This window comes from Cohnella thermotolerans DSM 17683, from assembly GCF_000429825.1.
In the GTDB taxonomy this organism is placed as follows: Bacteria; Bacillota; Bacilli; order Paenibacillales; family Paenibacillaceae; genus Cohnella; species Cohnella thermotolerans.
Genome location: NZ_AUCP01000001.1, coordinates 327,854 through 347,444 on the forward strand (window position 1 = coordinate 327,854; position 19,591 = coordinate 347,444).

15 protein-coding genes are annotated in these 19,591 nt (G+C 62.4%); all 15 read right to left on the reverse strand.

Annotation, left to right across the window (positions count from 1 at the left end):
* Position 1: 1 nt before the first annotated feature.
* The gene (locus G485_RS0101610) at positions 2–1,411 is read right to left on the reverse strand and encodes a UDP-N-acetylmuramoyl-tripeptide--D-alanyl-D-alanine ligase (RefSeq protein ID WP_027091077.1); all 1,410 of its coding nucleotides are present in this window, start codon (positions 1,409–1,411) and stop codon (positions 2–4) included.
* Positions 1,408–2,895 (reverse strand): UDP-N-acetylmuramoyl-L-alanyl-D-glutamate--2,6-diaminopimelate ligase, encoded by a 1,488-nt coding sequence (locus G485_RS0101615; RefSeq protein ID WP_027091078.1) that lies wholly within the window; start codon positions 2,893–2,895, stop codon positions 1,408–1,410. The genes G485_RS0101610 and G485_RS0101615 overlap by 4 nt, the downstream gene beginning before the upstream one ends.
* Positions 2,896–3,030: 135 nt before the next feature.
* Entirely contained in the window at positions 3,031–4,950 is a 1,920-nt protein-coding gene (locus G485_RS0101620) for a stage V sporulation protein D (protein ID WP_027091079.1), read from the reverse strand.
* 91 nt (positions 4,951–5,041) lie between these two features.
* The gene (locus G485_RS0101625; protein ID WP_027091080.1) at positions 5,042–7,357 is read right to left on the reverse strand and encodes a penicillin-binding transpeptidase domain-containing protein; all 2,316 of its coding nucleotides are present in this window, start codon (positions 7,355–7,357) and stop codon (positions 5,042–5,044) included.
* 23 nt (positions 7,358–7,380) lie between these two features.
* Positions 7,381–7,782, reverse strand: coding sequence for a cell division protein FtsL (gene ftsL, locus G485_RS24740; RefSeq protein ID WP_051317940.1), 402 nt, complete (start codon positions 7,780–7,782; stop codon positions 7,381–7,383).
* A gap of 38 nt (positions 7,783–7,820) precedes the next feature.
* The gene (gene rsmH / locus G485_RS0101635) at positions 7,821–8,795 is read right to left on the reverse strand and encodes a 16S rRNA (cytosine(1402)-N(4))-methyltransferase RsmH (RefSeq protein WP_027091081.1); all 975 of its coding nucleotides are present in this window, start codon (positions 8,793–8,795) and stop codon (positions 7,821–7,823) included.
* A 79-nt stretch (positions 8,796–8,874) separates the two neighbouring features.
* Complete coding sequence (mraZ, locus tag G485_RS0101640) at positions 8,875–9,312, reverse strand: division/cell wall cluster transcriptional repressor MraZ (protein WP_027091082.1); 438 nt, start codon at positions 9,310–9,312, stop codon at positions 8,875–8,877.
* A 128-nt stretch (positions 9,313–9,440) separates the two neighbouring features.
* A complete protein-coding gene (locus tag G485_RS28170) occupies positions 9,441–10,673 on the reverse strand; it encodes a DUF4349 domain-containing protein (RefSeq protein WP_051317941.1) in 1,233 nt (410 codons plus the stop codon).
* A 217-nt stretch (positions 10,674–10,890) separates the two neighbouring features.
* Positions 10,891–11,976, reverse strand: a complete 1,086-nt coding sequence (locus G485_RS0101650; protein WP_051317942.1) for an LLM class flavin-dependent oxidoreductase — start codon at positions 11,974–11,976, stop codon at positions 10,891–10,893.
* A 506-nt stretch (positions 11,977–12,482) separates the two neighbouring features.
* Positions 12,483–13,745, reverse strand: a complete 1,263-nt coding sequence (locus tag G485_RS0101655) for an adenosylhomocysteinase (RefSeq protein WP_027091084.1) — start codon at positions 13,743–13,745, stop codon at positions 12,483–12,485.
* Positions 13,746–13,787: 42 nt separating this feature from the next.
* A complete protein-coding gene (gene bshC, locus G485_RS0101660) occupies positions 13,788–15,422 on the reverse strand; it encodes a bacillithiol biosynthesis cysteine-adding enzyme BshC (RefSeq protein ID WP_027091085.1) in 1,635 nt (544 codons plus the stop codon).
* A gap of 237 nt (positions 15,423–15,659) precedes the next feature.
* The gene (locus tag G485_RS0101665; protein WP_084423052.1) at positions 15,660–16,670 is read right to left on the reverse strand and encodes an ABC transporter ATP-binding protein; all 1,011 of its coding nucleotides are present in this window, start codon (positions 16,668–16,670) and stop codon (positions 15,660–15,662) included.
* Positions 16,667–17,662: an ABC transporter ATP-binding protein gene (locus tag G485_RS0101670; protein WP_027091087.1), complete on the reverse strand. Its 996-nt coding sequence runs from the start codon at positions 17,660–17,662 to the stop codon at positions 16,667–16,669. Before G485_RS0101670 ends, G485_RS0101665 begins: the two co-directional genes overlap by 4 nt.
* Positions 17,663–17,690: 28 nt before the next feature.
* Positions 17,691–18,584 carry an ABC transporter permease gene (locus G485_RS0101675; RefSeq protein WP_205620103.1) on the reverse strand — a complete coding sequence of 298 codons (894 nt, stop codon included), beginning with the start codon at positions 18,582–18,584 and terminating at the stop codon, positions 17,691–17,693.
* 32 nt (positions 18,585–18,616) lie between these two features.
* Positions 18,617–19,555, reverse strand: a complete 939-nt coding sequence (locus G485_RS0101680) for an ABC transporter permease (protein ID WP_027091089.1) — start codon at positions 19,553–19,555, stop codon at positions 18,617–18,619.
* Positions 19,556–19,591 lie beyond the last annotated feature (36 nt).

Below are 19,591 nucleotides of genomic sequence, written 5' to 3' on the forward strand. Positions count from 1 at the left end.
CTCACTCCACGGCCCCTCTCTGCAGCGCGAATACGACTTCTTCCAGCTTCATGCCCCGCGACGCCTTGACGAGCGCCAAGTCCGCCGGCCCGAGGCGCGCGAGCAGCTCCCCGATCAGCTCCCGCTTGTCGGCGAAGTGCCGGACGGCTCCCGGAGGGAAGACGCGCTCCGCTTCGCGTACGGCGTGAAGCGACAGCGGCCCGTACGCGAACAGGAAGTCCGTCTTGTCCGGCGTCGCATACCGGCCGATGCCGGCATGGAACGCCGCCTCTTCGGGGCCGAGCTCCAGCATGTCGCCGATGACGAGATATTTGCGGCCGCCGGCTTCGGGCGCTAGGCCGCCCAGCAAATCGATCGCGGCCCGCATCGACGTGGGGCTCGCATTGTAAGCGTCGTTGAGGACGGTCGCGCCGCTTCGCGCGGTCGTCCGTTCGATGCGCATGCCCGTAAGCTTCGCGGTGCGAAGCCCTTCGGCGATCCGCCCGGCGGACAGCCCGAACAGCCGGCCGATCGCCACGGCCGCCAGCGCGTTCAGCGCGTTGTGGCGGCCGGGAACGGGCAGCTCGTACTCCGTGTCCGGATCGTCCGCGACCGTAAAGCGGCTGCCTTGGGCCGTTCCTTCGAGGCGGCCGAGACGGAGGGCGCAGCCTTCGCCCTGGCCGAACGTAACCGCGCGCGTTCCTTCCGGAAGCGGCGCGGCCGCCAGCTCTTCGGCCAGCAGCGGCTCGTCGCCGTTGTAGACGAGCGTGCCGCCCGGCTGCAGCCCTTCCGCGATCTCCAGCTTCGCACGGGCGATGTTGCGGCGCGAGCCGAGCTGGAGCAGGTGCGATTCGCCGATGTTCGTAATGATCGCGACAACGGGCTTCGCGATCCGCGTCAGCAGCGCAATCTCGCCTCGGCCGCTCATGCCCATCTCCAGCACGAGCACCTCTGTATCCGCGGGAGCGCGCAAAATTGTCAGCGGAAGGCCGATATGATTGTTGAAGTTGCCTTCGGTTTTCGTTACTTTATAGCCGGTCGACAGCACCGACGCGACGAGGTCCTTCGTCGTCGTCTTGCCGTTGCTGCCGGTTACGCCGACCGCCTTCGCCCCGATCGAGGCGAGGTAGCTTGCGGCCAGCCGCTGCAAAGCCGCGAGCGTATCCGCCACGACGATGAGCGGCAGCCTCGTGTCCGGCAGCGGCCGGTCCGCCTGCCACAGCGCCGCTGCGGCTCCCGCCGCTTCGGCGGCGGCCAGATGGTCGTGGCCGTCGAACCGTTCGCCCGCGAGCGGCACGAACAGCTGTCCGGCCGCCAGCGTGCGGGTATCGGTCGACACGCCCGCCACCCGCAGGTCTCCGGCTTCCGGTTCCGACGGAAAGCTTAAAGAGCCGCTCCAGGCGGCCACTTGTCGCAAAGACGCTTGCATCACTTGACTAGGCTCCTTAACGCGGCTCTCGCCACGAGGCGGTCGTCGAAATCGTGGGTGACGCCGCCAATGATTTGATAGGTCTCATGCCCTTTCCCCGCAATCAATACTACATCTCCGGGGCTTGCCATTTCAACCGCTTTGTGAATGGCCGCGGCGCGGTCCGGCTCCAGCTCGTAAGCGGCCGGATCGGCCCCCGCCTCCTTCAATCCGGCCTCGATGTCGGCCAGGATGGCGAGCGGGTCCTCCGTCCGCGGATTGTCGCTCGTGACGACGACGTAGTCCGACCATTCGTAGGCGATGCGGCCCATGATCGGACGTTTGGTCCGGTCCCGGTCTCCGCCGCAGCCGAATACGCAAATGACGCGTCCCGCCGCGATCTCGCGCACGGTCCGCAGCACGTTGTCCAGGCCGTCCGGCGTGTGGGCGTAGTCGACGACGACGGCGAACGGCTGGCCTTCGTTCACGGCTTCGACTCTTCCCGGAACGCCCGGCGTACGCTCTAGGCTGTCCGCGGCCCGGTCCAGCTCGATGCCTTCGCACAGCGCGGCGGCCAGCGCGGCGAGCGCGTTGTACACGTTGAACTTGCCGACGAGCTGCAGGTTCACCTGGCGTTCGCCCCGGAACGTCTCGACCCGGAACGACGTGCCGGAGGCCGAGATGACGACATCCTTCGCCCGCACATGGGCGTCGTTCTCGACGCCGTACGTGACGACTTCGGCCGACGTCAGCCGGGCGAACTTCCGCGAAGCCTCGTCGTCCGCGTTCAGCACGGCGTAGGTCCGCTCGCCCGGATCGCTTGCGTATGTATTGCCGAGCCGCGAGAAAAACAGCCCCTTCGCGTCCGCGTAAGCTTCCATCGTGCCGTGATAATCGAGATGGTCCTGCGTCAGGTTGGTGAAAATGGCCGTGCGGAACCGCGTTCCCTTCACCCGGCCTTGCTCCAGCGCGTGGGAACTCACCTCCATGACGCAGCGCTCCGTCCCGGCGTCCAGCATGTCGCGGAAGATGCGCTGCAGCTCGAGCGCGTCCGGCGTCGTCCCCGGCATCGGGAAGCTTCTCCCCCGGTAGCGCGTCTCGATCGTGCCGATGACGCCGGGCTCGATGCCGGCGTCCGCCAGAATGCGCTCGATCAGGTACGTCGTCGTCGTCTTGCCGTTCGTGCCCGTGACGCCGATCGGCCGCAGGGCGTGCGAAGGATGTCCGTACCAGGCATCGGCCAGCATGGCGAGCGCCTGACGGACGTTCGGCACGACGACCTGGGCGACCGGAAGCGGCAGCTCGCGGGAGACGACGAGCGCGGCGGCTCCCTTCTCGACCGCTTGCGGGGCGTAGTCGTGGCCGTCGACCGTATGGCCCGGCAGACAGAAGAACAGCTGGCCGGGCGAGACGCGGCGGGAATCCGATTCCAGTCCGGCGATGTCGATCCCGGCGTCTCCGACCGTCCGATATACCAACAAATTGCCTATGAGCTCTCGCAACTGCATTCGCGTTCGTCCTCCCGGATTTCGGTCCGCCCCTTGGGGCGGACCGTACCCTCATTATCGTCCAACCTTCCGGCCCTTTACAAGGGCGGCGGAGGACATTTTCAGAAAATGAACGATTTTTAACGAGGCGGCGCCTCAATCGTCCGATCCGAGGTAGATGCGGATGACCGACCCTTTCTCGACTCTCGCTCCGGCCGCCGGCGCCTGGCGGAGAACGGTGTCGCCCTTGCCGGACGACGACAGCCGGAAGTTCATGTTCATGTCCTCGTACAAGTCGGACACCGTCTTGCCGACGAGGTTCGGGACGGTCACCGTCGGCGTCTCGCCGTACTTGTACTCCTTGTTCAACTGCTGCTTCCGCGGTTCGACGCCGAGATGCGGCAGCGCGTCGGCCATAATGTTCCGGACGATCGGCGCGGCGACGACGCCGCCGAATTGAATCCCTTGCGGATTGTCCACCGCCACGTAGACGATGAGCTTCGGATCGTCCGCGGGGGCGAAGCCGATGAAGGAAACGATGTGCTCGCTGGCGGAGTAGCGGCCGTTCACGACCTTCTGCGCCGTCCCCGTCTTGCCTCCGACCCGGTAGCCGTCCAGGAACGCCCCGCCGCCCGTTCCTTGCGCCACGACGCTCTCCAGCGCTTCGCGCACCTGCTTCGACGTCTCGGGCGAGATCACTTGCCGGACGAGCTCCGGCTGCACGTCCTCGAGCACCATGCCGGTCTCCGGCTGAATCCACTGCTTGGCGACGTGGGGCTTGAACAGCTTGCCGCCGTTGATCGCCGCCGCCACCGCCGTAATCTGCTGGATCGGGGTGACGGACACCCCTTGCCCGAACGAAGTCGTCGCCAGCTCGACCGGTCCGACCTGATTCGGCTTGAACAGAATGCCGTTCTCCTCGCCGATCAGATCGATGCCGGTCCGCTTGCCGAAGCCGAAGTTTTTAATATACTCGAAAAGCTTCTCCTTGCCAAGCCGCTGCCCGAGCGCTACAAAGCCGGGGTTGCAGGAGTTCTCGACGACTTCCAGGAACGATTGGCTGCCGTGTCCGCCCCGCTTCCAGCAGCGCAGCTTCGCGCTGGCGACATCGGCGTAGCCGGGGTCGTAGAAAAATTCGTTTTTCAAATCGACCTTGCCCTCTTGCAGCGCGGCGGACAGCGTAATGATCTTGAACGTCGACCCGGGCTCGTACGTCATCCAGATCGGCAGGTTCCGGTTGTACACCTCCGGACTGGCCTCCTGGTAGTGGGCCGGATCGAACGTCGGCCGGCTCGCCATCGCCAGCACTTCTCCCGTGTTCGGGTCCATCGCGATGGCGATGGCGCTGTTCGGCTGATATTTCAGCACCGCCTGGTCCAGTTCCCGCTCCACGATCGACTGGACTGTCTGGTCGATGGTCAGCTTCAGCGTCAGTCCGTCGCGGGGCGGCGTATATTTCTCGGACGAATTCGGCATCGTGCGTCCCGCCGCGTCGGTGAGCGACGATACGTTGCCCTCGATTCCCTTGAGCAAGTCGTTGTACTTGAGCTCGACGCCGTTCAGCCCGTCTTCGTAGCCGGTGAAGCCGAGAATGTTCGCTGCCAAATTGCCGAACGGATAGTAGCGTTTGCTGTCTTCCGCGACGACGATGCCGGGGAGATTCAGACTGCGGATTTGCTGCGCCAGCTCGGTCGTAATGCGGCGGCCGCCGGGCTGAAGCTTGACGTTCATTTCGCCTTTGGTCAGCTGCCCGTACAGCTTCTCTTCCGTCATCCCGAGCAGAGGGGCGAGCACGGCCGCCGTCCCCTTCGGATCCTTCACCTGCACCGGCACGGCGTAAATGGTCGGGTTGGTCACGTCGTAAGCCAGCTTGACGCCGCCGCGGTCGACGATGTCGCCTCGCTTGGCCTCGAACGGAATTTCCCGCCGCCACGAATTCTCCGCCAGCTGGGACAACTTCCCGCCGGCCCATAGCTGAACGTAGCCCAAGCGGAAGAGAAGCCCGCAGAAGGCGAGGATCACGCCGATCAGCACGAGAAAAAGCCGCCTTCGCACGGTCACCTGCGAGATTTTCACATGAGGTCCTCCTTCCCGAAAAAGCCGAAACAAGCCATAAGCGCTTAGTTCCAAGCTATTCCGGGAAGGCGGCGGTTAGAACAAGCCCCCGTTATCCGGAAGGGTAATCATCCCCGCTCCCGTTACCGGATTGGCCGGACGAGCCGCCGGTTCCGCCTTCGCCCGCCTTGTCACCGTTCGCGTCTTCCCCCGCTGGCGCCTCCGCTTCTTGCCCGGCTGCCGCTGCCTGTCCCGGCGGCGCCAGCGTCAGCGTCACGGCGAGCTTGCCGTTCCGCTGCGCGCTTTCCTGCGCAACGACATAGCCTTCTCCTTTGGCGGTGCAGGACGCCTCCAGCAGCGAGCACATTTCCAGAGCGTCGCGCAGCGACAGGCCCTTCATATCCGGCACGCTGCCGACCTCGTTCTCGGTGACGAGATAGATGGATTGATCGGTCGGAATGACGCTGCCTTTCTTCGGAAGCTGCTGCAGCACTTTGGTCCCTCTGCCGATCACCTGAGCGTCGAACGAGCGGCCCGCCAGCTCGCTCTTCGCCTGAGCGACCGTCATGCCCGTCACGTCCGGTACGGTTGTCGTGACCGGAACCGGCGACGAGCCCGCGTTGTCGGCCGCTTTTCCTTCCTCTTCCTTCGGCAGCTCCGGCATGACGCCCAAATGCTGCAGCGACTGTCCCATAATTTGCTTGAAAATCGGCGCCGCCACGGAGCCGCCGCCAGCGAATTTGTCGTCCGGCCGGTCGACCAGAACGTAAAGCACGATTTTGGGGTCGTCGACCGGCGCGTAACCGATAAACGAGACGACATATTTGTCTTCCGAGTAAACGCCGTTCTCGACGACCTGCGCCGTTCCCGTCTTGCCGGCGATCCGGTAGCCGGGGATGTAGGCGTTGCGGCCGGTGCCGATCTCCTGATCGCTGACGACCTGCTCCAGATACTCCCCTACCTTCTTGGACGTCTCCTCCGAAATGACTTGGCGAACGACTTCCGGTTCGATCGTCGTCTTCTGCCCGGTGGCCGGGTCGGTGATCGCCTTCACGATATGGGGCTTCATCAGCTTGCCGCCGTTCGCGACCGCCGCCACGGCGGCGACCTGCTGAATCGGCGTCACCGTGACGCCCTGGCCGAAGGTGGCGGACGCGTAGTCCCGGTTCCAGGTCAGCGTCGTCTTGCCGAGCACTTCGCCTTGCAGCTCGATGCCGGTTTTGGCGCCGAAGCCGAATTTGTTGATATATTCCTTGAATTTCTCTTTGCCTAGCATCTCGTAGCCGAGCTTGACAAAGGCGACATTGCTCGAACGCTTCAGGCCTTCCAGGAAGGATATCGTCCCCCATCCGACGTAGTTATGGTCGTGGATGGGCCTGTCCTTGCTGGAAATGCTGATGCTTCCCGATTTATAGGTAGCGTTCGGATTGAACAGCCCTTCCTGCACGGCGGCCGCGAGCGTGACGATTTTGAACGTCGAGCCGGGCTCGTAGACCGATTGGATCGCATTGTTCTTGAACGCTTCCTGGTTCGTTGTCAACCAGTAGGCGTTCGGATTGAAGTCCGGCAAGCTGACCATGCCGAGAATGTCCATCGTCTTCGGGTCCGCGGCGATGGCGGTGATGCTGACGGGATTATATTTCTGATAGGCTTCCCGCAGCGCTTCTTCCATGTAAAATTGAATGTCCCGGTCGATCGTCGTCGTCACGTTCTTCCCGTCGACCGCCTGCTTCACTTCCACTTTGCCGTCGGGCAGCTGCGTGCGAATGCCGTCCTTCTCGTACTTAATTTCCCCGGGTTCGCCCTTGAGCTCGTCGTTCATCGTTTTCTCGAGCCCCATCTTCGCCTCGCCGTCCTTGTTCTCGAATCCGAGAATTTGCGAGGCGAGCGAGCCGTTCGGATAATAGCGCTTCTTATCTTCGATGAAATAGATGCCTACGTCCGATTTGCCCGTCAACTTGCTCATCTGGTCCTTGAACGCCTTCAGCCGGTCGGCGACCTCCTTGTCCATCTTCCAGCCCTCGGGCCGCACTTCCCGCTGCTCGTAATAAGTGCCGTCCCCCTTGGTCGCGTTCACGATCGCCCGGACTTCCGATTCCGGCTTGCCCAGCACGAGATGAATCTTCGAGACGATCTGATCGAGCAGCCGCCACTCGGGATGAGCTTCTTCCAGCTCGTGAATCTTCGAAGGACTGACGGCGAGCGTATACGCCGAAGCGTCGGCGGCGAGCACCTTCCCGTCCCGGTCCAGAATCATTCCCCTCTCTTGCGGCAGCTTCTTGCTCGTCATCCACGTCTCCCGCGCCTGCTTCTCCCAGAAGGCGGCGTTCGCCACCTGAACCCAGTAGATTCGGCCGAATAAACCGACAAAAAGGAGGGTCAGCAACCCTCCCAGCATCAACGTGCGCAATTTGATTCTTCTTGTCATGCCCTTTCACTCCTCTTGCTGGCTTACGGCTTCGTCGTCTCGGCCGACGGACCGGAAGGGGGAGTCAGAGTGATCGGTTGTCCGTCGAGGGGCTGCAGGCCGTATTTGGTCGCCATCTCCTTAATGCGGCCGGGATCCTTCAACCGCTCGACTTCCCGCTGCAGTTCCTTCGATTGTTCGACCGCTTGGTCGTATTGATCGCTCGTCGTCTGAATCTCGCGGTTCAATTGATAGAGTTCCGCGTAACGGTAGACGACGAGGCTGGCCACGGCGACAAACACGAGCACGGCCAGCAAATACAGCAGCTTCTCTCCGACCGGAATGCCGCGGCGCCGGTTCCTCGGCGCCTGCTGCGGATTTCGTCTGTTCGCCGTCTCCGCTTTCTTGCGTTCCTCGCGCAGCGCCAGGTTGCCGTAATATTGCATGCTTTATGCCCCCCTTGCGGATTTCGGTCTCATTGTATTTAGATTTGGCTTGTGTCTTCGAGTTTCTCGGCGATTCGCAGCTTGGCGGAACGGGCCCGGTTGTTGGCTTCCAGCTCCCGTTCGGACGGAACGATCGGCTTGCGCGGCGTCAGCCGCAGCCTGCCGCCGCCCCCTCCGCAGACGCACACCGGAAAATCGGGCGGACATCGGCACGCCGCGACTTCCTTGGCGAACGTCATCTTGCAAATGCGGTCTTCCAGGGAGTGGAACGTAATGACGGCGATGCGGCCCCCCGGCCGCACGCAATCGATCGCTTGGAGAAGCGCCTCGCGGAACGCTTCGAGCTCGTCGTTCACGGCGATCCGAATCGCCTGGAACGACCGTTTGGCCGGGTGAGGGCCCGTTCTTCTCGCCGCTGCGGGGATGCCGGCCTTGATCAGCTCGGCCAGCTCTCCCGTCGTCTCGATCGGCGCTTTCGCCCGGGCCTGAACGATCTGCCTCGCGATGTTGCGGGCGAACTTCTCCTCGCCGTAATCGCGGAGAATGCGCGCGATGTCGGCTTCGTCCCAACCGTTCACGATGTCCTTGGCCGACAGGGGCTGGGAACGGTCCATCCGCATATCCAGCTCCGCGTCCTGGTTGTAGCTGAAGCCTCGATCCGCTTCGTCCAGTTGCGGACTGGATACGCCCAGGTCGAACAGCACGCCGTCCACCCGGGGCATTCCGTTCGTCTCCGGAACGCCGGCTTTGCGAAGCGCCTCGATCAGGCGCCGGAAGTTGCTCTTCACCAACGTTACGGCCTCGCCGTAAGGCTTGAGCCGCTCCCGCGCATGGGCGAGGGCGTTGTCGTCCTGGTCCAGGCCGATCAATCGCCCCTGTCCCGGTATGAGCTTCTGGGCGATCGCCTCGCTGTGACCCGCCCCTCCGAGCGTGCAGTCGACGTAAATGCCGTCCGGACGGACGCGCAGCCCTTCGACCGCTTCCTCTTTCAGCACGGTAATATGGTGGAACATCTATGCAAGCCTCCCGGCAACCTCTCGGGGTCGTTCGTTTTTGTCTATGTTGTAGGAGTGTGTGAACCGAATCAGAGAATCAGAAATTGAAATCGAAGTCGACCAGCTTCTCGGCAATCTCGTTGAACGACTCTTGCGATTGCTGGTTGTACGCCTCCCAGGTGGCTTTATCCCAAATTTCCACCCGCGTGGAGACGCCGATCACGATGCAGTCCTTGTCCAGCTTCGCGTATTCCCGCAGATGCGACGGCACGTTTACCCTTCCCTGTTTGTCCCACTCGCATTCCGATGCGCCCGAGAAGAAGAACCGGGTAAAGGCGCGCGCGTCGGACTTCATCATCGGCAGCTGCTTCAGCTTCTGCTCCAGCTGGTTCCATTCCTGCCGGGGATAGACGAACAGACAGTTGTCCAGTCCGCGGGTGATAATAAAATCGGGGCCGAGGGCTTCGCGGAATTTCGCGGGAATGATGATGCGGCCTTTGTCGTCGATGGAGTGCTGATATTCCCCCAAAAACATGCGCCCTCGTCACTCCCCCCATTTTACACCACTTTCCCCCACTTTGAACCACTTAGGATGAATTATTCGCCCCCTAAAATAAAAATCCTGCTGCGAGAGCAGGATTAAGAAAAAATTATTTTACGAGATTAACGACCCGCTTCCTCGTCGGGAAGGGCTTTCCCGCCCTTCGGCGGGCGATGTCCTCCGTCCGGATTCGCCGGTTCGGCGCGCTCGCTTCCGGCGGCGGGATCGGGCTCCCCGGCCGAGTCGGACGGATCGTTCCGGGTCCGCTCGGCCGGGGCGGGTAGGCTTTCCCCGTCCGCATCCGGCTGCGGCGCGTTCCATCGCTTGCGCTTCTCCGCCGCTTGCAGCCTCCGGTTGGAACGGCTTCGGCGGACGCCCCACCCTATCGGCAATCCGATCGCGGCCGCGACGATCAGCACCGGGAGCAAGGCGGCCAGCACCGTCAAGATGCCTTCGCCGATGTTCCCCAAGGCGCGCAAGCTTCCGCTCAAGGCATCCCCGAGCTTGTCGCCCAAACCTTTGGCTTCCTTCCCGCCGGCCGCCATCTTCTCCCCTTCCGCCGCCTCGTAAAGCTTCAGATTGACCGTCGAATAGGCGACGTTCTGGTCCAGATAGCGCATCCGCCCCTTGATCTGCTCGATCTCCTCCTGCACGCTTCCGAGCTCGTTCGAGAACCGGACGAGATCGTCGGACTTCGTCGCCTTGTCCATGAAGGCCAGCAGCCTGGCTTCCACCGCTTGCTTCGCTTTCAGCCGGGATTCGAGATCGACGTACTCTTCGGTGACGTCGTTGCCCTGAACCTGGCGCTCGAAGCCTTCGTTCGGAATCGCCTTCAGCGCAGCAAGGAAGGAGCTGAAGCCGGACGACGGCACCTTGATCACGTAAGTGGAACCGATCTCGTCCCCATTGCGGGTATCCGCAAATTGAACGATAAAGCCCCTGGCCTGAAAAATGGCGTTGCTCACCCGCTCCTCCGCCTGCGCGAAGTTTGCCGCTTTCAAGACGACGCTTGCGGAATAAATCATTTTGCGGTTGTAGCCCGCGTCGGCATCGGCAATGGCCCCGATTCCCGCACCCGTCTCCGCCGCGGCGGAGGGCGGCAACCCGGAGCCGGCCGCCGCAGAAGCGTTCGCCGCCGATTTGGCATCGGAAGCGGCGTTCTCGCTGTACTGGGCGTTCAGCGATGTCTTGGACGCTGCGTCGCCTAATGCCTCCGAGGCTGCCCCCTTGGCGGCCTCGGGAGCGGCCGCCGAATTCGAATCGTCGCTCGAGCCGGCGCTGCAGGCGGTGAGCGCCAGAGCCAGCGTCATGACCGCGAGCATGCCCGCCGCCGCTTGTCTCCACTTCCCCTTCATAGACATTTCCCCCTTTTTTGGCCGATCGTCCTTATGAACGAGGAAAAGGTGGAAAATGTTTCAAATATTCGGAACAGTTGCAAATGCACGGCTTTCCTCGCCGCTCGGCGTTCGCGCACGGGGACGGCCTCCTGCCGGAAGGTGCCGTCCCTCCCATCCGGGCAACCGCGGTGAAGCGGTCCGGCACCATGCCGAATCGCTGCGGGGAAATTCCCGTTTACTTGCCCCCGCGCAGCTGCGGCAGCACCTTCTCGCCGAAGTAGCGCAAATCCCCGACGTAATCGGCGAAAGTCAGCATCATGCCGTCCAGCCCCGTCGTCTCCATGATGATCTTGATTTGCTTCACGATGCTCTCCGCGTCGCCGATCAGCATCTCGTTCATGAAGACGTTGCGGGCGCGGGCCTGCATTGAATTTTCGCGGCCGTCCGGCTCCAATCCGTAGCTGCGCAGCAGCCCCTTGATCGCTTCGAGATCGGCCCCGTCCTCATATTTCTTCACGCGTTCCCGCGCTTCTTCCTCCGTATCCGCCGGCAGGACGCCGAACATCGAATACGTCTTGATCGTCTTGCCCCGCTCCTCGGCCATTTCCTTCGCCCGCCGGCTGATTCGGGCCAGCTCTTCGAGGTCGCGGCCGCCGATGAAGCAGGCGTCCCCTTCGTCGATCGTGAAGCCCATCCCCTTCTCCGACGCCCCCGCACAAATGATGGGCGGACGCGGGCGCTGCACCGGCTTCGGATTCGATTCGCAATCCTCGAGCCGGAAGTACGTCCCGCTGTGGGTGACGCGTTCTTCGCTCCACAGCCGCTTGACGACTTGCATCCATTCCTTCGCCAGGTCGTATCTGGCGTCGTGGTCCAAATGTTCCGGCCACATGCCCATCTGGCGGAACTCGCCCGCGTAAGAGCCGGAGACGACGTTCATGCCGACGCGGCCGCCGCTCATCTGGTCGAGCGTAGCGAACATTTTGGCGGCGACGGCGGGATGGAACAGCAACGTGTGTACCGTGGCGTACACCTTCACCCGGGAAGTCGCCTCCGCCAGCCCCGCCATCATCGTCATCGATTCGAGCGAGACGCCCCAATGGTTGGTCGTGCCGCCGTAGCCGCGCCATTTCGCCATCGACATGATGAAGTCGAAGCCCAGTTCGTCGGCCAGGACGGCCGCTTCGCGGTTGAGCGCGTAGCTGCCGTCCGGCCGCGGCTCCGCTTCCGAGATGATCCAGCCGCCGTTCGCGATCGGAAGAAAGACGCCGAAATTCAGTTTATTGTAGTCCAGTCCGCTTCCCGGTGAAGACGTCGTCATAACGGATTCGCTCCCGTTGGAAATGATGAAATATTATAGCAGATTTGGAGCATCTTAGCTTCGATTATTGCCCGGGCTATAATGAGCCTGTCGCCGTCGCTCTGCCCTCGACGATAGCGGCTTGCCGCGCGCCATTGGGCAATCTCGCCAACCGTTCGTTCCCGGCCGGTGCAAGCAGCCGATCTCTGACGGACCTACAGGACGTTATTTCTCAAAAAAACGTGTTTTTGACGATCTAACGGACCGTCGTTCCGTTAAAGGCCGGATATTCCCCCATTGGGGCTCCCCTTGAGGCGAATAACGGATCTACAGTCCGTTGAGTTTTCCAAAAGGGCCTCCGAACGGGAAATAACGGACTCACGGTCCGTTACGACCAAGAACACCAACATCGCTTCCGACCGCCAAAGTTCTAGTCTGTCAAAAAGGCCGACTCATCAGGTTCAGCCCTGAAAAGTCGGCCTCTTCTCGTTCTTGCGGCGAGCCGGTTAGCCCGGCGCCGCCGTTGATCAGTGCGCGGCCCAGCTGTCCAGATACGCCTTCTGCTCCGCGCTCAGGCTGTCGATTCGAATGCCGAGCGACTCCAGCTTCGTTCGGGCCACTTGCTCGTCAAGCTCGTAAGGAACATTGACGACGCGGTTGCCGATCGACCGGTAATGCTCGTTCACGTACTTGAGCGACAGCGCCTGCAGCGCGAACGTCATGTCCATAATTTCGGCCGGATGGCCGTCGCCGGCGGCCAAGTTGACGAGGCGTCCTTCCGCCAGCACGTAGATGCGGCGGCCGTCCTTCAGCTGATACTCCTCGATGTTGCGGCGAACCGTCCGCTTCGACACGGACAGCGCGGCGAGCTCCACAAGATTGACCTCGACGTCGAAGTGCCCGGCGTTGGACAGGATGGCGCCGTCCTTCATCTTCTCGATATGCGAGCCGCGAATGACGTCCTTGTTGCCCGTGACGGTCACGAAAAATTCGCCGACCTTCGCCGCCTCGTCCATCGACAGCACGGTGAAGCCGTCCATGTACGCTTCAACCGCCTTGATCGCATCGACTTCCGTCACGACGACGTTGGCGCCGAGCCCTTTGGCGCGCATCGCGACGCCTTTGCCGCACCAGCCGTAGCCGTTCACGACGACCGTCTTGCCCGCCACGACCAGATTGGTCGTGCGGTTGATGCCGTCCCATACCGACTGTCCCGTGCCGTAGCGGTTGTCGAACAAATACTTGCAATACGCGTCGTTGACCGCGACCATCGGGAACTTGAGCGAGCCTTCCCGGTCCATCGCCTTCAGGCGGAGAATGCCGGTCGTCGTCTCCTCGGCGCCGCCGCGCACGCCCGGCAGCAAATCCTGCCGCTCCGTATGCAGAATCGTCACCAGATCGCCGCCGTCGTCGATGATCAGATCCGGCTTCGTCTCGACGGTTCTCACCAGCAGGTCGTGATATTCCTCGGGCGTCGGGTTGTACTTGGCGAAGACGGCGATGCCGTCTTCCACGAGCGCCGCACAGACGTCGTCTTGCGTCGACAGCGGATTGCTGCCCGTAATCGCCACTTCGGCGCCCCCCGCCTGCACCACTTTGGCCAGGTAGGCGGTTTTCGCTTCCAAGTGGAGCGAAATGGCGACGCGCAGCCCTTTGAACGGCTGCTCCCGCTCGAATTGCTCGCGGATCCGGTTCAGCACCGGCATATGGGCCGACGCCCAGTCGATTTTCAGCTTCCCTTCCGGCGCGAGAGCCGGATCCTTGATGACGCTCGTCAACGTGGTTTTCATGCGGGGATGATCCCTCCTGTTATAATGGAAGTCCGATAAGGGCTATTGCGAGACCAAACGATGCCCGCCCGTCGCGTCGTAAGGCACTTCCCTCCACGAGGTCAGCCAATCCGGTCCGTACCGGTTGAGAAAATGAATGGCGCCGTACACCCGCTCCTGCGGCTTGCCTTGCGGCCAGAGCGAGGAGCGCATCCGGTCCCATTGCCGAAGCGCCGCTTCGTGCCGCTTCGCCAGCGCGTCGGCCGCCCGGTTCTCCAGGTAGGCCATCTGCTCCAAAATTTTGTCGCGGTTCGTCTCGCCCAGCTTGGCCAGCGCCGGCTGCAGCGCGGCGACGGTGTCCAAGATCGGCGCGTACAGCTCAGCGAACCGCTCGCGCGCCTCCGCGAACTTCTCCTCGAGCCGCCACTCGTCCTGGCCCTCCAGCCATTCGGCTTTGAGGCTGTCGCCGCGCAGCATGATGTCTTCGGCCGTCACGCCGTACTTGTCGAGCAGCTTCGCGACGCTTGGCTCCAGGTACGAGAACGATTGCCTCGGCACGAGCAGCGGCATCGACAGCTCGAACCGGGCGAAAGCGGGGCCGAGCACGCCCCAATAGGCAATCTCCGACGGCCCGAGCACGGCGGCGAGGACGGGGAGCGCGTAATCCTGCATAAGCGGCCTCGTCAACGCGTTGTTGCTCAGCCGCTCGGGATTCTCGTCCGCAAGCCGGAGCAACTCTTCCCGGGAGAAAACCGTCTCTTCCTTGCGATCGGCGAAGCGCCCGTCTTGCCTGAAAAGCAGCGTCCGCCCCGCCTCGGCGTGGACGAACAGATTGGCGCTCCCGGGCGCGGCTTCCGCCTGAATCGGAAAGCCCAGCTCGCGAACCCGGTTCTCTCCTTCCCGCAGAGCGGCCTCCAGCTCGTCGTTGCGTTCGATCAGCCGGCGGAAAAACGGCCCTTCCAGCTTCCGCAGCTCCGGATCGTCGGCATCGAGCAGCACGAGCCCTTCGGACCCGAACCAATCCGACAGCAGCCGGGCGAAAGCGACGGTCAGCGTCGGCGCGTCCGCCACCTGGCTGCGGATTCGCTCGAGCCAGACCGGCTTGAATTCCGTGTCGGGAAGCGAAGCCGACAGCTCTTCGACGGCGGCCGCCCATTGATCGGCCGAGATCGGCGTGCGGCTGACCGCCTGCCGCGGCCCTTCGGGGCGCTCCACCCGAATCCGCTTCACTTGCCCGTCCAGGGAAGCGACATGAACATGGTTCGCTTCCTCGAAATCGTGGTCTTCGCCCGCGATCCAGAACACCGGGACGACGGGCCGGCCCAGCAGCTTCTGCGCGTGCCTTGCCGTCTGAATGACCGTCAACGCTTTGTAGACGACCAACAGCGCGCCGCCGAACAATCCGGCCTGCTGTCCGCCTACGACGATGAGCGCGTCCTCGCGCTCCAGCGTATCGATGGAGCGGCTGACCGCTTCGCTGGGCGCAGCAAGGCGCGCTTGAAACGCTCTGAGCGCATCGGCGAGCCGCTTGCGGTCGATTCGGCTCCCGGCGGTCCGGTCGAGCAACTCCGCTCTGCGGCGCCAGTCTTCGGAATGGGAAGGATGGGAGCCGAACAAGCCGCACACGTCCGAGTCTCCCATCCGGTAGCGTTCCGCCAGAGACGGAGAAGACAACCCTTCAAGAGGGGTAACGTTCATAAGGGGTCCTCCCGACAATAAGTAGCATGTCAAAGTTGATTGTACATGAACAGGGGGAATTCGGCAAAGACAGCCGGTGGAAAATCCCGTAAGACATGCCGGACGCCCGTTCTCTGGCATTCCTTCAAATATACGCCCGCGCCATAGGCAACGTTCGGGCGGCCGCTCATCCCGATGACGGGCGGTCAAAAAAAAGAAGGAGCCAGCTTAAAGCGCCTGCCCCTTCCTTCTATTCGATTATGCGTAGTGGCAAGCCGCCCAATGGCCGTCCTTCACTTCGCGGAATTCCGGCGCCTCGGCCGCGCACTTCTCCGTCGCGTGCGGACAACGCGTGCGGAACGGGCAGCCGCTCGGCGGGTTGATCGGACTCGGCAAGTCGCCGGAGAGCACGATCCGCTCCTTCTGCGCCTCGATCTGCGGGTCCGGAATCGGGATTGCGGACAGCAGCGCCTGCGTGTACGGATGCTTCGGATTGGCGTACAGCTCCGAGCTTTCGGCGAGCTCCACCATTTTGCCGAGGTACATGACGGCGACCCGGTCGCTGATGTGCTTGACCATCGACAGGTCGTGGGCGATGAACAGGTACGTCAAACCGAGCGACTTCTGCAGCTCCTGCAGCAGATTGACGACCTGCGCCTGAATAGACACGTCCAGCGCCGAGATCGGCTCGTCGCAGACGATGAACTTCGGACGCACCGCGAGCGCGCGGGCGATGCCGATGCGCTGCCGTTGGCCGCCGGAAAATTCGTGCGGATAGCGGTTCGCATGCTCCGGGCGGAGGCCGACGAGCTCAAGCAGCTCTTCGACCTTGCGCTTGCGCTCCTTGGAGCTCCCGGCGATGCCGTGAATGTCGAGCGGTTCCGCGATAATGTCGGTGATGTTGAAGCGCGGGTTGAGAGAGGCGTACGGGTCCTGGAAAATCATCGCCATCTCGCGCCGCAGCTTCTTCAGCTCCGCCCCTTTCAGCTTGTAGATGTTGCGTCCCTCGAACCGCGTCTCGCCCGCCGTCGGCTCGTAGAGCCGCATAATCGTCCGGCCCGCCGTCGACTTGCCGCAGCCGGATTCGCCGACGACGCCCAGCGTCTCGCCTTTGGCGACCGTCAGCGACAGGTCGTTCACCGCCTTCAGCGTCTGTCCGCCGCCGACCGGGAAAAACTTGCTCAGCCGGTCCACCTCGAGCAGGGGGCCGCCGGACGCGCCGGTCGGCCGGAAGCCGTTCTCCGTTTTCGTTACCGTCGATACGCTCATGCTTGCACCTCCTTCGCGAACGGATGATGCAGCCAGCACTTCGCCGTCTGGCCTTCTCCGCCTACGGGCGCCAGCTCGGGATCGTGGTCCACGCACACTTCCATCGCTTCCTCGCAGCGCGCGCAGAACGCGCAGCCTTGCGGCGGAACGAGCAAGTCGGGCGGCGTGCCGTGAATCGGAATGAGCGGCTCGCCCTTCGGCTGATCCAGCCTCGGCATCGAGCGCAGCAAGCCGCGCGTATACGGGTGCTGGGGATGACGGAAGATGTCCCACTTCGACCCCGTCTCCACGACCTGGCCTCCGTACATGACGATGACCCGGTCGCACATGTCGGCCACGACGCCCAGGTCGTGGGTAATGAGAATGATCGACGTCCCGAACCGCTCCTGCAAATCCTTCATCAGCCGCAAAATTTGCGCCTGAATCGTCACGTCGAGCGCCGTCGTCGGTTCGTCGGCGATGAGCAGCGCCGGATTGCAGGAGAGGGCGATGGCGATCATCGCCCGCTGCCGCATCCCGCCTGAGAAGTTGTGCGGGTATTGGCCGAACCGGGTGTCGGGATTCGGAATGCCGACGAGCCGAAGCAGCTCCAGCGCCCGCTCGCGGGCGGCCTTGCGGTCCATCCCCTGGTGCTTGATCAGCCCTTCCGTAATTTGATGGCCGATCGTCATCGTCGGATTGAGGGAGGTCATCGGGTCCTGGAAGATCATGCCGATGTCCTTGCCGCGCACCGATTCCATCTCCTGCTCGGACAGCTCCAGCAGGTTCCGGCCCATGAACTCGATCGTTCCTTGCTTCACGAACGAAGGGGGGCTCGGCAGAAGGCGCATGATGCTCTGCGCCGTTACGCTCTTGCCGGAGCCCGATTCGCCCACGATGGCGATCGCCTCGCCTTTCTTGACCTCGAAATTGACGCCCCGCACCGCCTGCACTTCCCCGCCCCGCGCACGGAACGATACGTGCAGGTCGTTTACGCGAAGAATGGGTTCCATCTCGTCACCTCCCATGAATCATGCGAATTTATTTTTTCAGCTTCGGGTCGAACGCGTCGCGCAGACCGTCCCCGAACACGTTGAAGGCAAGCATCGTCAAGCTGATCAGCAAGGCCGGGAACAGCATTTGCCAAGGATACAGCGTCCAGCTGGCCAGCGCGTCGTTGATCATCGTCCCCCACGAAGCGGCGGGCGATTGCACGCCCAGACCGAGGAAGCTGAGGAACGCTTCCGAGAAAATCGCCGAAGGAACGGTCAGCGTCAGCGTGACGATAATCGGTCCGAGCGTATTCGGAATGAGGTGCTTGAACAGAATGCGCGAGCCCGAAGCGCCCAACGAGCGGGCGGCGAGCACGTATTCCTGGTTTTTGAGCTGCAAAATCTGACCGCGGACGATCCAGCTCATGTTGATCCAGCCCGTGACGGAGAGGGCGAGAATAATCGTCCACATGCTCGGCTCCAGCACGACGAGCAGCAAAATGACGACAAGCAAATAAGGAATGGAATACAAAATTTCCGAAGCTTTGTTCATCACTTCGTCCGTGCGGCCTCCGACGAAGCCCATGATGCCGCCGTAGATGACGCCTACGACGAGGTCGATGACGGCGGCCGCGAGTCCGACGATCAGCGAGATGCGCGCCCCCATCCAAATCCGCGAGAACAGGTCGCGTCCCAGACTGTCCGTTCCGAACCAGTACTCCGAGGAAGGAGGCTCGTTCGTCCGGTCCAGATTGTTGGTGAAATAATCATGCGGCGAGATGATCGGACCGATAATGGCCATAACGGCCAGCAGCACGAGGAAGACGACGCCGGCCATCGCCAGCTTGTTCGAGACGAGGCGCCGCAGGACGTCGCGCCACATCGGCACGCTCTCGCCGGCGATCATCTCCGCGGGCGGACGGAACGAGAGCCTTTTGAACATTTGCTTCGTCACGGCAGCCGTTCGATTGTCCTTCATCCGGAAGCCCCCTTTCGCGAGCGAAGTCCAATCCGAGGATCGACCAGCCCGTACGCGATGTCCGTCAGCAGGCGGGCGATCATCAGAATGACGGCGTAGAACAGCGTAATGCCCATAATGAGCGTGTAGTCCCGATTTGAAACGCTTGCGATAAAATATTGGCCGAGGCCCGGAATGCCGAAAATTTGCTCGACGACGACCGAGCCGGTGACGATATTCGCGGTCATCGGGCCGGCATAGGTGACGACCGGCAAAATGCCGTTGCGAAGCGCGTGCTTGAAAATAATAGCGCGCTTCTTCAAGCCTTTCGCCCTGGCGGTCTTGATATATTCCGCCGACAGCACCTCCAGCATCGTCGAGCGGGTCAGGCGGGCGATATAGGCGATCGGCAGAGCGGACAGCGCAATGACGGGCAGCACATAATCGAGCGGGCCGCCCAGCCCGGCCACGTTAAACCATCCCAGCTTCACGCCGAGCACATACTGCATAAACGACGCGAGCACGAAATTCGGTACGCTGACGCCCAGCACCGCCAGAACCATCGCGACGCTGTCGATCAGCTTCCGGTGGTACATCGCCGCCAGAATGCCGAGGGCGACCCCGACGACGACGGATACGACAATCGCAAAAATCCCGAGGCGGAAGCTGTAGCCGAACGAGTCCGCAATAATGCCGGACACCGTTTGATACTGGCTCTTCATGGACATGCCCAAGTCGAAATGAAGCAGCTTTTTCAAATAAATCAAATATTGTTGCCACACCGGCTTGTCCAAGCCGTAAAAAGCCATGAGCTTCGCCTTGATCTCCGGAGGGACCGCTTTCTCCTGCGTGAACGGGTCGCCCGGAATAGCTTTCATCAGAAAGAATGTCGCCGTCGCCAATACAAACAGGGACACGATAACGGAGACGACCTTCCCTCCCCAGTAACGCACCACGTCATTTCACTCCTTTCCCCTTGTCCTGTCGGAAGT